Raw genomic sequence first — 12,487 nt, 5'->3', positions numbered from 1 at the left:
TTCAGGTCTCGGCCGGGAATCGCAAGGTCACCACAAGTCCCGGTCCGCCATCGCTCATGGCGACCGTACCATGGTGGAGCTTCACGACGGCGTCGACAAGGCTGAGGCCGAGGCCGCTGCCCGGCTGTGAACGACTCTTTTCCAGCCGGACGAAGCGCTGGAGGACGCGAAGCCGCTCGGATTCAGGAATTCCGGGGCCATTGTCGCTGACCGAGACGACAATCTCGTTTTCGACCTGTTGCGCGGCGACGGTCACGACCGGCGTCTCAACCGCCGGCTCGCCGGTCTGAACATACTTGATCGCATTGTCGAGCAGGTTGGTCAGGGCCTGGCTGATCAGCTCGCGGCTGCCATGCAGCGGCAGCGGGCCTTCGACGGACAGCTTCAGCGCGACGCCGGCTTCCTCGGCCACCGGCTCGTAGAACTCCACGACATCGGCGGCGATCTGCGCCATGTCGAGCGGCCCCAGCGCGCCGTCCGGCGAGCCGGCCTCGACGCGCGCGATCATCAGCAGCGCGTTGAAAGTGCGGATCAGCTGGTCCGATTCCTCGATCGTGGCTTCGAGCGCCGCGCGATAGGCCTCGACTTCCGCCGGCCCCGCGAGCGTCGTCTCGACGCGGGTGCGCAGCCGGGTCAGCGGTGTCTTGAGGTCATGCGCGATGTTGTCGGAGACGTCCTTCAGCCCGTGCAGGAGATGCACGATGCGATCGAGCATGGCGTTCAAGTTTTCCGCCAGGCGATCGAACTCATCGCCCGCGGGCGTCACCTCAAGCCGGCCGGAAAGGTCGCCTGCCATGATCTGGCGGCTGGTGGCGGTAACGGAATCGATCCGCTTCAGCACGCGGCGGCTGACGAAGAACCACGAAACCAGAGCGAGGAAGATCAGCAGCACCACGGCGCTGATCATCGCTTTGCCGATCAGTTCGCGGATGCGCTCGATCTCGCTGATGTCGCGACCGATCAGCATGCGGAAACCGTTGGGCAGCGGCAGCACCTGGACCATGGCGATGTGATGCGAGGTCTCGCCTTCCAGCCGCTTGTAGGGAACGGTGACCGGTTCGAGACCGCTCAGCTTGAGCAGCGCGGGCGGCACCTCGGTGACGTTGCCGGCCACGACGCGTCCCTCGGAGTCGGTCACGACATAGAGGCTGGCACCGGGCACGCGGCTGCGCTGCTCGATGGAAGCGACGATGCCGGTGAGGCCGCTGCGCAGGCCCTCGTCGGCCAGCACGCCGATCTCCGCCTCGATCGTGTCGCGGACCTGCTGCGTGAGGAAGCGGTCGGTCTCGCGCGTGATCCAGCCGACAAAGGCGATCGCGAAGACCGAGAAGACGACGAAATAGATCGCGGAGAGCTTGAACGCGGTGGTGCGGACGACCTTACCGAACGCCGTCACGGACCATGTATCCTGCGCCCCGAACCGTATGCAGAAGCGGCTCGGAGAATCCCTTGTCGATCTTGGAACGCAGCCTGGAGATATGAACGTCGATGACGTTGGTCTGCGGATCGAAGTGATAATCCCAGACATTCTCGAGCAGCATGGTGCGGGTCACGACCTGGCCGGCATGCTTCATGAGATATTCGAGCAGGCGAAATTCGCGCGGCTGCAGGGGGATGTTGATGTCGCCGCGGCGGACCAGATGGCTGAGCCGGTCGAGCTCGAGCTCACCGACCTTCAGCATGGTCTCCGCCTCGCCGGGCTTGCGGCGGCGCGCCAGCACCTCGATGCGCGCCAGCAATTCGGCGAAGGCATAGGGCTTGGCGAGATAATCGTCGCCGCCGGCCCGAAGACCGGTGACCCGGTCGTCGACCTGGCCGAGCGCCGAGAGGATCAGCACGGGCGTATCGTTGCCCTTGCGCCGCGTCTCCTCGACCAGCGTCAGGCCATCCTTCTTGGGCAGCATGCGATCGACGATGATGACGTCGTATTTGTTGGCATCGAGGAGAAACGCGCCCTCCTCGCCATCCGCCGCGTGGTCGGGCACATGGCCGACCTCGCGCAGGGCCTTCACCAGGTAGCTGGCAGTCTCACGATCATCTTCGACAAGCAGGATTCGCATGGGTTTACGATAGCCGTTTTTGCAACCAGAGGCACAACTGCCTTGTCATAAAAAGGCGGGCAGGCGGAATAAATCCCGCCTGCCCCAAGCCCGCCGGAAGTGTCGCGGGGCTCACACTGCACTCCCGTGGGCCGTCGAGACGAGGCTTATGCCTTGCCGAAGGGGAGCGCCACGAAGCGCGTCTGGTCGCCAGACTTCACCCGCATCAGCACGGCCTTCATGCCCTGCTTCTTGGCATCGACGACTTCACGCTCGACGTCGCCGGGACGCGCAACCTCACTGCCGCCGACTGCGAGAATGATGTCGCCCGTCTGGAGGCCCTGCTCCGCAGCCGATCCATCGGGATCGACATCGGAAACCAGGACGCCCTTGCCATCGGGCGAGACGGACAGCGACAGTCCGAGATCGGCGACCGAAGCCGACTTGTCCTCGGCCTGCTTGGCACTGGCCTGCTTCTCCGAACCGGGGAGCTTGCCGAGCTTGACGCTGACGTCCTCGGCCTTGCCACCGCGCCAGATGCCGAGCTTCACCGTCGTATCGGGCGAGTAGCCTGCGATGATCTGGGCCAGGTTGCGGGCGTCTTCGACCGTCTTGCCGTCGACCGTCAGGATCGCGTCACCCGACTTGATGCCGGCGGTCAGCGCGGGGCTGCCTTCCTGCGGCTCGCTGACGAGCGCGCCCTTGGCTTCCTTCAGGTTGAGGCTGTCGGCGATATCCTTGGTGACCGGCTGGATCTGGACACCGAGCCAGCCGCGCACGACCTCGCCGTGATCCTTCAGGTCCTTGATGACACGCTCGGCGGTCGCGGCCGGAATGTCGAAGGCGATGCCGACGCTGCCGCCCGACGGCGAGTAGATGGCGGTGTTGATGCCGATCACTTCGCCGGCGAGGTTGAAGGTCGGGCCACCGGAGTTGCCCTTGTTCACCGATGCGTCGATCTGGATGAAGTCGTCATAGGGACCGGCGCCGATCTCGCGGCCGAGCGCCGATACGATACCGGCGGTCACCGTGCCGCCGAGGCCGAACGGATTGCCAACTGCGACGACCCAGTCGCCGACGCGGGAATGACCCTTGGCGAAATCGACATAGGTGAACTTCTCGGCGTCATCGACCTTCAGAAGCGCGAGATCGGTCTTCTCGTCGGTGCCGACCAGGCGGGCGCTGAATTCCTTGCCGTCCGAATTGCTGACGGTGAATTCGGTCGCGCCGTCGACAACGTGGTTGTTGGTGACGACGTAGCCGTCCTCGGAGATGAAGAAGCCGGAGCCGAGCGCCACCGACTGGCGGGGCTTCGGACGCTGCATGCGGTTCGGGGCCTGACCCTGCGGGCCACGCTGGTCCTGGAACTGGCGGAAGAAGCGCTCCATCGGCGAGCCGGGCGGGAACTGGTCCGGATTCGGGAAGCCGAATGCGTCAGGGCCGCCGGACGCATCCGCCTCGGTGACCGTCGACTTGACGCGAACGCTGACGACGGCCGGCTTCACCTTCTCGACCAGGTCGGCGAAGCTCGGAAGCGTCTGCGGCTGGACGCGAACCGCCTCAGCGTAGGCCGGGGTGTGCGAGCTGACCACGGCCTGTCCCGCGATTCCGCCGACGATCAGGGCGGCAAGCGCCGTGCCGAGCAGGGCGCGGCTGCGGAGCCGTGTCTGAGTGGACTTCGGAGCGGGATTCTGTTCGGTCATGATGGTCTCCGTCACGTACAAAAAGGAAAGCAACGCGGGGGGTCGCTGCTCATACGCCGGAGAATGGATCAATGAACGTTACAGCCGCCTGTCACCATCATGAAACGTTGGTAATGTTTGGAGAAGCGTCGCAGAAGCCGAACGAGCAAGGCGGAGAGATCCGCGAAAATGCTCGTCAGGTCAGTGAGATAGCTGAAACGGCGCTAGTTCGAAATATCGCGCAACGGTCCGCTATTCCTCGCGCGCCAGCAATGCCTCGACGCGGGCTTCCTCGTCAGCCGTCAGGCAGGTCACCGCGGCGACGCGACGGCGCCGGAAGACGCCGATCGCCAAGGCTCCGCCTACAACGAGCAAGGCCGGCGGGGCGCCCCAGAGCACGATCGTGTGCCAGGTCAGGCGCGGTTTCAGCAGGACATATTCGCCGTAACGATCGACCAGGAACGCCTTGACCGCCGCATCGCTGTCGCCGGCCTGCAGGCGCTCGCGAACCAGGACGCGCAGGTCGCGGGCGATCGTCGCGTCCGAATCGTCGATCGACTGGCTCTGGCAGACCAGGCAGCGCAGTTCGGCGGAAAGCGCGCGGGCGCGCGCTTCCAGGGCGGGGTCCTTGAGGATCTCGTCCGGCTGGACCGCGGCGAAGGCCGGCCAGGCGGCGACCAGAAATCCCAGCGCAAGCATCATCCGGCGCATGATGCTACTCCGCCGGGACGGCGACAGAGCGCCGGGCCGGCTTCGGCGCGCCGACGCGCAGGCGACGGTCGGAAAGCGAGAGCATGCCGCCCGCCGTCATCACGAGCGCGCCCAGCCAGATCAGCGCGATCAGCGTCTTCCAGTAGACCCTGACGACGGTCGAGCCATCGGCGGAAATATCGCCGAGCGAAACATAGAGCTGGGAGAAGCCGAAGGTGTTGATCGCGGCCTCGGTCGTCGGCGTGTTCGGGACCGTGTAGAGCCGCTTTTCAGGCTCCATCGTCGCCACGACATTGCCGCCCTGGCGAACCGTGAAGCGCACGCCCGTGCCGGTATAGGTGCCGCCGCTGATCGGCACGAAGCCGTCCATGGTCAGCGTCCGCGATCCGATCGTCACCGCCTCGCCGGGCTTCAGCGTCACGATGGTCTCGCTGTTCCAGGCCGTGGATCCGATGATGCCAAGCACGGTGACGCCGACGCCGAAATGCGCGACCATCGTGCCCCAAGCCGAGCGCGGCAGTCCCGCGCCGCGCCGCCAGCTTTCCGCCGGCGAGACGCGCCCGAGCTTGATGCGGAAGGCGATTTCCGACAGCGCACCGACCATCAGCCACACCGCCAGCGCCACGCCGAACAGCGCCAGAGCCGAGGGCGTTCCCATCAGCGCCAGACCAAGGATGACCACCGCCATGGCCGCGCCAAAGGCGAACAGCAACCGCTGCCCCGCCGCGACGATGTCGCCGCGCTTCCAGGCGAGCATGGGGCCGAACGGCACCGCTATCAGCAGCGGCACCATCATCGGGCCGAAGGTCATGTCGAAGAATGGCGCGCCGACCGAGATCTTCTCGCCCGTCAGCGCTTCCAGCGCCAGCGGATAGAGCGTACCGACCAGGACGGTCGCGCAGGCGGCCGTCAGCAGCAAATTGTTGAGGACGAGCGCGCCCTCGCGGCTGATCGGGGCAAACAGGCCGCCCTGGCTGAGCTGACCCGCCCGGGCCGCGAACAGCGAGAAGGCGCCGCCGATGAAGACGCAGAGAATGCAGAGGATGAAGATGCCGCGCGTCGGGTCGGTGGCGAAGGCATGCACGGAAGTGAGCACGCCGGATCGAACCAGGAAGGTGCCGAGCAGGGACAGCGAGAAGGTGAGGATGGCGAGCAGGATCGTCCAGATCTTCAGCGCCTCGCGCTTCTCCATGACGATCGCGGAATGCAGCAGCGCGGTTGCGGCGAGCCAGGGCATGAAGCTCGCATTCTCGACCGGATCCCAGAACCACCAGCCGCCCCAGCCGAGTTCGTAATAGGCCCAGTAGGAGCCCATCGCGATGCCGAGCGTCAGGAAGCACCAGGCCGTCAGCGTCCAGGGCCGCACCCAGCGCGCCCAAGCCGCGTCGATGCGGCCATCAATCAGTGCGGCGATGGCGAAGGCGAACGAGATCGAACAGCCGACATAGCCGAGATAGAGCAACGGCGGATGGATCGCGAGCCCGACATCCTGCAGCAGCGGATTGAGGTCGCGCCCCTGCAGCGGCGCCGGATCGAGCCGCAGGAAGGGATTGGAGGCGATCAGGATGAAGAACAGGAAGGCCGCGCTGATCCAGGACTGGACGGACAGCACCAGCGCCTTCAGCTTCAGCGGCAGGTTCTCGCTGAACACCGCCACGAGCGCGCCGAAAAGCACCAGGATCAGCACCCAGAGCAGCATCGAGCCTTCATGGTTTCCCCAGACGCCGGAGATCTTGTAGAGCAGCGGCTTCAGCGAATGGGAATTCTCGACCACGTTCTGGACCGAGAAATCGGAGACGACATAGGCATAGGTCAGCGCCGCGAAGCTCATCGCGACGAACAGGAACTGCGCCACCGAAGTGGTCGAGGCGACCGCCATCAGCCTGTTGTCGCCGCGCAAGGCGCCCCAGAAGGGCAGCGTGCCGCCCGCCAGCGCAAGAACCAGCGCCAGAACGAGCGCGTAGTGGCCGATCTCGACGATCATCGCTGCACCGTCTCCGGCGCAGGGCCATCGCCGTCCTCAGGCCGCCATTCGCCACTCTTCTTCAGGGCCTCGACGACTTCCTTGGGCATGTAGGTCTCGTCATGCTTGGCCAGCACCGTGTCCGCCACGAACAGGCCATTGCCATCGACCTTGCCCTCGGCCACGACGCCCTGCCCTTCGCGGAACAGGTCGGGCAGAATGCCGACATAGCGCGCCGGCACCGTCGCCTTGCCATCGGTCACGGCGAAGCGGACGACGCCGTCCGCCTCCTTGACGATCGAGCCCCGCTCGACGAGGCCGCCGAGGCGCACGCGCTGATCCAGCCCCGGCGGCTTTGCCAGCACATCCGAGGGCGAGGTAAAGAAGGTGATGCCGTCCGACAGCGCAAAGAGAACGAGCCCGACGGCGCTTGCCAGCACGACGCCGGCAAGGCTGATGAGGGTCAGGCGGCGCTGCTTACGCGTCATGTCGAACGATCAATCCTTGCCGATGCCAATGTCACGGGCCGCCTGCTCGACGACGGCGAGAAGTTCCGGCTTTTCAGCCAGTCCGGCGCGAGCGCGAGACAGCGCCGCGCGGGCCTCGTCCGGCTTGCCAAGCACCATATAGGCACGGAACAGCCGTTCCCAACCGGTCGTGTCGCTGGGATCCGCGTCCAGCCTGGCCGCGAGGCCCGATACCATGCCCTCGATCATCTGCTGCCGCTCGGCCGGGCTCTGCTGCGCGGCGGCGGCGATGTCGGAGGCCGTCGGACCGGGCGCGACCGGCCCCGCCGTCGGCGCTGTTGCGGCGACAGTCGAGGTTGGCTGGAACTGCGCCAGCTCGGCCTGCGCTGCCGAGAGCCAGGGCGCATCGGCCGGCGCGGAAGCAATCAGCGCCTTCCAGGCCGCGATGGCATCGTCCTTGCGGCCGGCCTGGCCCAGCGCCACGGCGAGGAAGAAGCGGGAGCGCACGTCGTCGGGGTCGAACTTGAGCGCTCGGTCGAAGGCGGCGCGGGCATCCTCGGTCACGACATTGCCGCTCGCCCGCGTCAATGCCTCGCCATAGAGCGACTCCCGCTCGGCGGTGGATCCGAGCAGGCGCTTGGCGTTGCCGAGGGCGCGGACGGCGTCGTCGAAACGGCCGAGCCGCATGTAGATCGGCGACAGCACCTCCCAGCCGCGCCCGTCCTCGGGATTGGCGGCGAGATGGGATTCGACCTTGGCGATCAGGTCGTCGACATTGCCCTGGGCTGTCGGCTCGGCCTCGCGGCTGCCGATCGGCCGGTCGGCCAGCTGCGGCGAGCCGACATAGAGATAAGTGCCAATCGCCAGCAGCGGGATGAGGACCAGCGCTCCCAGCCGTTCGACACGGTAGGCGGGCCGGGATGGGGGCGTCTCGGCCGTCGCACCGGAATCGCTGTTCAGAAGCCTGCGTGAAATCTCGATGCGGGCCGCATCCGCCTCGGCATCGCCGATCAGGCCGCGCTCGCGGTCACGCCCGAGTTCATCGAGCTGGTCGCGGTAGATCGAACGGGCAGCGCCGGCATGGGCGGCGGCGTGCGTCTGCCTGCCCAGGGGAATGAGCACGGCAAGCGAGGCGGCGGCCGTCAACGCGGCCATGACAATCCAAAGAAGCATGGTCTGTTCCTGGACGCGTTCTAGCCTGTCCGCCACCGACGCGCACGCCGCATTCTGTCGCGGCAGGAACGCGGCTTCTAACTGATCGGACGCCAGCTGCCTTCGGCCTGGCGACAGGCCGTGCCGCGCGCGGCCTGCGGTTCGCCGCCCGCCCAGATCCGGTGCGTGTAATCGCGGCAATCATAGGCGTTGACGCGGTAGCGTGGCCCGGGAACCACCTCGCCGCGAAAGCCCTCGCGGTCGCCGCGCCACTCGACGGGCGAACCGGGGCGGCCATATTCGAGCGCCTGGAATTCCGCCTGCTCCGCGCGCTGGCGCTCCCGGTCGTCCAGTCCCCGGCCGATCGACTGTCCCGCGACGCCGCCGCTCAGGGCGCCCGGCGGTGGCGCGGCGGGCCGTCCGGCGCCGCTGCCGGCCGCGCTGCCGAGGCTCTCATTGCCGCCTGGGCTGATGCAGCCGGCCAAGCTCGTCGCAACCAGTCCCAAGACAAGCCAAGCACCCAGCCGCATGATCAACCACCCCGTATGTCCCTGCGATTCGGAAGAACGCCCCCCGAACCGCGGATTCGCAGATCCGATACCAGCATGGCGGAAATGCGATTCCAAACCAACTCAGGCGGCGGGCAGCCGGACTTCCGCGCGCAATCCACCGAGCGGCGAACGATCCATCTCGAACGCCCCTTCATAAAGCGAGGCCAGATCGGTGACGATCGACAGGCCCAGGCCGGAGCCCGGCTTGCTCTCGTCGAGCCGCTTGCCGCGCCGCGTCGCCTCCAGCCTCTCGGCTTCCGTCAATCCGGGGCCGTCATCATCGACGCGAATCACCAGCGACCCGTCGATATCGCCGGCAGCCGGGATATACGCGACCTCGATGGCGACTTTGGACGCAGCCCATTTGCAGGCATTGTCGACGAGATTGCCGACCATCTCCTCGAGATCCTGCTGCTCGCCACGGAAGCGCGCATCCGGCGCGGTGCGCAGGTCGATGGTCAAGCCGCGATCCTCGTGGATGCGGCGCATGGCGCGAACCAGCCGCGCCAGAACCGGCTCGACCTCCGTCACGGCGCCGATCACCTGCGAGCGCGCCGCGATCCGGGCGCGGTCAAGGTGATGATTGATCTGCATCCGCATGATCTCGGCCTGCTCGCAGACCTTGGCCGAAAGCCCACCCTGATCCGATCGGGCCTCGTTGGTGATGACGCTGAGCGGCGTCTTCAGGGCATGCGCGAGATTGCCGACATGGGTTCTCGCGCGCTCGATGATCTGCTGGTTGGAGGCCATCAGCGCGTTGAGCTCCTTGGCGAGCGGCTCGATCTCGGCCGGGAACGGGCCATCGAGGCCCTGCTCCTTGCCGCTTCGCAGCGCGGCTAGTCCCCGCCGCACCTTCTCGAGCGGTCGCAGGCCCCAGCGGATCTGGAACGCCGTGGAGGCGACCAGGCCGATGCCGAATACAGCCAGCGTCAGCGCGACACTGGTGCGGAAATCGGCGATCTCCTCCCGCAGCTCGGACGCGTTGCCGGCGATCACCACGTCGTAGCGGTGGTCGACGTCGAAGGTGATGGTCCGTTGCAGGACGCGCAATTGCTGCTTGTCCGGCCCCTCCATCGTCGCCTGCTCGACGCCGTCGACGGAGTTGCGCGACGTCGCATTGGCGATATCCAGCGTGTCGGTGGAAAGCGAGCGCGAGGCGAGCAGCACCGGGCCATTGACCTGGCGGATCTGCCAGTACCAGCCGGAATAGATCAGCTCGAAGCGCTGTTCGCCGAGATTGCCGGGGTCGCCCAATTGCCCGGGCGCCTGGGTGGCGAGGTTCCCGACCAGGGTCTTGAGATAGACCGAAAGCCGCTCGTCGAAGGCGCGCTCCACCGTATCGCGGTAAAGCGAGGTCAAGATCACGCCGGCCACGACCAGCGCGATCGCGCTCCAGAGCGACGCGCCGGCAATTAGCCGAAACGCGAGCGAATTGACGCGCATGTCAGTCGGCGCCGCCGCCGGCCGCGGCCGTTCCCGGCGTCACCACACGGTAGCCGAGGCCGCGCACCGTCTCGATCAGATCGCCCGAAACCTTCTTGCGCAAGCGGCCGACGAACACCTCGATGGTGTTGGAATCGCGGTCGAAGTCCTGGTCATAGAGATGTTCGATCAACTCGGTGCGCGACACCACGCGGTCGCGATGATGCATCAGATATTCGAGCACCTTGTATTCATGTGCGGTCAGCTTGACGGGATTGCCATCGACGGTGACGCGGCCGGATTTGGTGTCGATGCGGACCGGGCCGCATTCGATCTCGTTGGTGGCATGGCCGGCGGCGCGGCGGACCAGCGCACGGATGCGGGCCAGCACCTCCTCGATATGGAAGGGCTTGGCAACATAATCGTCAGCGCCGGCATCGATGCCCTGCACCTTGTCGCTCCAGCGATCGCGGGCGGTGAGGATGAGCACCGGCATCTTGCGGCCGGCGCGGCGCCAGGCCTCCAGCACGCTGATGCCGTCCATGCGCGGCAGGCCGATATCGAGCACGACCGCGTCATAGGGTTCGGTATCGCCGAGGAAATGGCCATCTTCGCCATCCCTGGCGGAATCGACGACATAACCAGCCGTCTTCAGGGCTTCCGTCAGCTGACGGTTCAAATCCGGATCGTCTTCAACGACGAGAATGCGCATTCCACTAGCGTCCCATGATCGAGCCGCTGCGTGCGTCGACGCGCACGCGCTTCACCTCGCCGCCACTGCCAAGCACATTGACGATGTAGACAAGGCGATTGCCGGCCCTGCAGAGCTGCGCCGAAACCACTTCGCCGCCATCCGCCAGCGAACCACGGATTTCGCTCAAAGATATGGCATCGCCATTCTGGACCGCCTGGCGCGCCTCCCCCTGCGACAGGCAGGTGTCGCCATACGCCGCGGACGGGCCGTATTCGGGCGACCCGAACCAGACGAACATGGCGGCCAGAAAGAGAATTGCGATGAAGTTCTTCGACATGCCCCCGTCCTAAGCGTGTTCATATGAACACGACCTGAATGCCGGCAACTTTCACGCGAACTGTATCACTTTCCACCGAGGGGCGCGCGCGCCATCCAACGGCCGTATAACGTCAGCCCCGCGCCGACCAGCGTGCCGATCGCCACCGCAATCTGGCCGAGCGACGCCTGATCCTCGGCCGAGATCGAATGGCCGAAAATGAGGCCCAGTATCGGCGCCAGCGCGGCAATGATCGCGCCCCAGGTGACGCGCGAAACGTACCACGGCTCGGCGTTCGACGCATGGATCACGGCGGGATCGGCGGCAACCTCCTCTATGATCGCCTTGGTAATGCGCGGCGCCATGTCGGCCGTCAGCGGATTGTCCGCGCGACCGACCATGCGATTGATCGCGCCTTCCAGCGCGCCGAGGACGATATCGACGGGATTGAGGGTGGGCAGCCGGATCATCAGGACCTCCAGAGCCGGATCAGGGAATGGATTTCGTCGCGATGGCGCCAGCCGACGATGACGAGCGCGTATAGGGCCAACAGCACCACGACCAGGACGATCGCGCCGGGCGACAAAGAGGGATCGATGGCGGATCCGTCGAGGGGCACGGCCCCGGCGCCGCCGGTGGCAAGTGCCCCGCTCGCGGCGGTCGCCGCCACGGATTTCCGCGCCGCGATGACACGGGCGATCTGTGCCCGCGTCGCCGGGCCGACCATGCCGTCGACGGTGAGGTTCGGATGGGCAGCCTGGAAGGCGCGCACCGCTTTGTCCGTCTCGACTCCGAACCGGCCGTCAGTCGGGACGGATCCGATGCCGGCGCGGACCAGATCCTCCTGCAGCGCGCGCACGTCGTCGCCGGCATCGCCAAGGCGGAGGGCTGCGAAGGCAACTGCCGGGAGGGTGCGCCGCCCCAGAAGGATGAGGTCCGCCTCGCGCGCCCGGCGACGCGTCAGTCCCTCGACCACCCGCCCTCCCGCCTTGTTCCAGGCGGCGAGGCCGGCTCGCGCGGCGACCGCGTCGCCCCGGCGCCAGGCCTTTACCCAGGAAGCACGCGCGATCGCACCGGTGTTGAAATGAAACGACACCGCGCCGTCGAAAGCATGGGCCGGCGCGCCCGGCATCGCGGCGGCAACGGCTGGCTCGTAGCGGCTGGCCAGCGCGGCCGCGAGAAGCCGCCGGCTTTCGGCCCTCGTGATCACCATCCCGGCCTTGGGCCTCACCACGCCCGAGGCCGCCGTCAGGCCAACGCCGATGGTCCACACACCCGCCACGTCACGATAGGCGCGCAGCACTTCGCCCTCTTCGGCGACGAGCTGTTCCAGCCCCGCCGGCGTGATTTCAGCCATGCCCAATCTCCGCTCTGCGAGGCACGCGAAATTTTTCAAGAAAAATTGAAAGGCTCGGGAACCGCCGCCGCCCTGCGGTGTTGATTTCGCGAGATGCTCAGGCAGCTCATATCAGGCCAAAAGCCGAAAAGAG

General features: G+C 66.5%; 13 protein-coding genes. All 13 read right to left on the bottom strand.

Annotated elements, in window-relative coordinates; genetic code table 11:
* Position 1 precedes the first annotated feature (1 nt).
* On the bottom strand, positions 2 to 1,396 hold the full coding sequence (locus ACHMWQ_RS11585) for an ATP-binding protein (RefSeq protein ID WP_396307573.1): 1,395 nt from the start codon (positions 1,394 to 1,396) through the stop codon (positions 2 to 4).
* Entirely contained in the window at positions 1,380 to 2,060 is a 681-nt protein-coding gene (locus tag ACHMWQ_RS11580; RefSeq protein ID WP_354548182.1) for a response regulator transcription factor, read from the bottom strand. Before ACHMWQ_RS11580 ends, ACHMWQ_RS11585 begins: the two co-directional genes overlap by 17 nt.
* A gap of 146 nt (positions 2,061 to 2,206) precedes the next feature.
* The gene (locus ACHMWQ_RS11575) at positions 2,207 to 3,742 is read right to left on the bottom strand and encodes a Do family serine endopeptidase (RefSeq protein WP_396307572.1); all 1,536 of its coding nucleotides are present in this window, start codon (positions 3,740 to 3,742) and stop codon (positions 2,207 to 2,209) included.
* Between the two features lie 231 nt (positions 3,743 to 3,973).
* On the bottom strand, positions 3,974 to 4,435 hold the full coding sequence (locus tag ACHMWQ_RS11570; protein WP_396309433.1) for a cytochrome c-type biogenesis protein CcmH: 462 nt from the start codon (positions 4,433 to 4,435) through the stop codon (positions 3,974 to 3,976).
* 1 nt (position 4,436) lies between these two features.
* A complete protein-coding gene (locus tag ACHMWQ_RS11565; RefSeq protein WP_396307571.1) occupies positions 4,437 to 6,416 on the bottom strand; it encodes a heme lyase CcmF/NrfE family subunit in 1,980 nt (659 codons plus the stop codon).
* The gene (gene ccmE, locus ACHMWQ_RS11560; protein WP_396307570.1) at positions 6,413 to 6,883 is read right to left on the bottom strand and encodes a cytochrome c maturation protein CcmE; all 471 of its coding nucleotides are present in this window, start codon (positions 6,881 to 6,883) and stop codon (positions 6,413 to 6,415) included. Before ccmE ends, ACHMWQ_RS11565 begins: the two co-directional genes overlap by 4 nt.
* A gap of 9 nt (positions 6,884 to 6,892) precedes the next feature.
* Positions 6,893 to 8,035 carry a c-type cytochrome biogenesis protein CcmI gene (ccmI, locus tag ACHMWQ_RS11555; protein ID WP_396307569.1) on the bottom strand — a complete coding sequence of 381 codons (1,143 nt, stop codon included), beginning with the start codon at positions 8,033 to 8,035 and terminating at the stop codon, positions 6,893 to 6,895.
* Between the two features lie 77 nt (positions 8,036 to 8,112).
* Positions 8,113 to 8,544 (bottom strand): hypothetical protein, encoded by a 432-nt coding sequence (locus ACHMWQ_RS11550; protein WP_396307568.1) that lies wholly within the window; start codon positions 8,542 to 8,544, stop codon positions 8,113 to 8,115.
* A gap of 102 nt (positions 8,545 to 8,646) precedes the next feature.
* On the bottom strand, positions 8,647 to 10,008 hold the full coding sequence (locus ACHMWQ_RS11545) for an ATP-binding protein (protein WP_396307567.1): 1,362 nt from the start codon (positions 10,006 to 10,008) through the stop codon (positions 8,647 to 8,649).
* 1 nt (position 10,009) lies between these two features.
* Positions 10,010 to 10,699: a response regulator transcription factor gene (locus ACHMWQ_RS11540; protein ID WP_354548170.1), complete on the bottom strand. Its 690-nt coding sequence runs from the start codon at positions 10,697 to 10,699 to the stop codon at positions 10,010 to 10,012.
* A 4-nt stretch (positions 10,700 to 10,703) separates the two neighbouring features.
* Complete coding sequence (locus tag ACHMWQ_RS11535) at positions 10,704 to 11,018, bottom strand: PepSY domain-containing protein (RefSeq protein WP_396307566.1); 315 nt, start codon at positions 11,016 to 11,018, stop codon at positions 10,704 to 10,706.
* Between the two features lie 65 nt (positions 11,019 to 11,083).
* The gene (locus ACHMWQ_RS11530) at positions 11,084 to 11,467 is read right to left on the bottom strand and encodes a hypothetical protein (RefSeq protein ID WP_396307565.1); all 384 of its coding nucleotides are present in this window, start codon (positions 11,465 to 11,467) and stop codon (positions 11,084 to 11,086) included.
* Complete coding sequence (locus ACHMWQ_RS11525) at positions 11,467 to 12,354, bottom strand: glycoside hydrolase family protein (RefSeq protein WP_396307564.1); 888 nt, start codon at positions 12,352 to 12,354, stop codon at positions 11,467 to 11,469. Before ACHMWQ_RS11525 ends, ACHMWQ_RS11530 begins: the two co-directional genes overlap by 1 nt.
* Between the last annotated feature and the right edge of the window lie 133 nt (positions 12,355 to 12,487).

The organism is Kaistia sp. UC242_56, from assembly GCF_044452255.1.
Lineage (GTDB): Bacteria > Pseudomonadota > Alphaproteobacteria > Rhizobiales > Kaistiaceae > Kaistia > Kaistia defluvii_A.
Note: the sequence above shows the minus strand (reverse complement) of the source record. Positions and strands in the feature narration are given on the sequence as shown.

Coding starts and splice junctions, on each gene's coding strand:
- ACHMWQ_RS11580 (WP_354548182.1), bottom strand. CDS start 2,060: ATGCGAATCCTGCTTGTCGAAGATGATCGTGAGACTGCCAGCTACCTG.
- ACHMWQ_RS11575 (WP_396307572.1), bottom strand. CDS start 3,742: ATGACCGAACAGAATCCCGCTCCGAAGTCCACTCAGACACGGCTCCGC.
- ACHMWQ_RS11565 (WP_396307571.1), bottom strand. CDS start 6,416: ATGATCGTCGAGATCGGCCACTACGCGCTCGTTCTGGCGCTGGTTCTT.
- ccmE (WP_396307570.1), bottom strand. CDS start 6,883: ATGACGCGTAAGCAGCGCCGCCTGACCCTCATCAGCCTTGCCGGCGTC.
- ccmI (WP_396307569.1), bottom strand. CDS start 8,035: ATGCTTCTTTGGATTGTCATGGCCGCGTTGACGGCCGCCGCCTCGCTT.
- ACHMWQ_RS11550 (WP_396307568.1), bottom strand. CDS start 8,544: ATGCGGCTGGGTGCTTGGCTTGTCTTGGGACTGGTTGCGACGAGCTTG.
- ACHMWQ_RS11545 (WP_396307567.1), bottom strand. CDS start 10,008: ATGCGCGTCAATTCGCTCGCGTTTCGGCTAATTGCCGGCGCGTCGCTC.
- ACHMWQ_RS11540 (WP_354548170.1), bottom strand. CDS start 10,699: ATGCGCATTCTCGTCGTTGAAGACGATCCGGATTTGAACCGTCAGCTG.
- ACHMWQ_RS11535 (WP_396307566.1), bottom strand. CDS start 11,018: ATGTCGAAGAACTTCATCGCAATTCTCTTTCTGGCCGCCATGTTCGTC.
- ACHMWQ_RS11530 (WP_396307565.1), bottom strand. CDS start 11,467: ATGATCCGGCTGCCCACCCTCAATCCCGTCGATATCGTCCTCGGCGCG.
- ACHMWQ_RS11525 (WP_396307564.1), bottom strand. CDS start 12,354: ATGGCTGAAATCACGCCGGCGGGGCTGGAACAGCTCGTCGCCGAAGAG.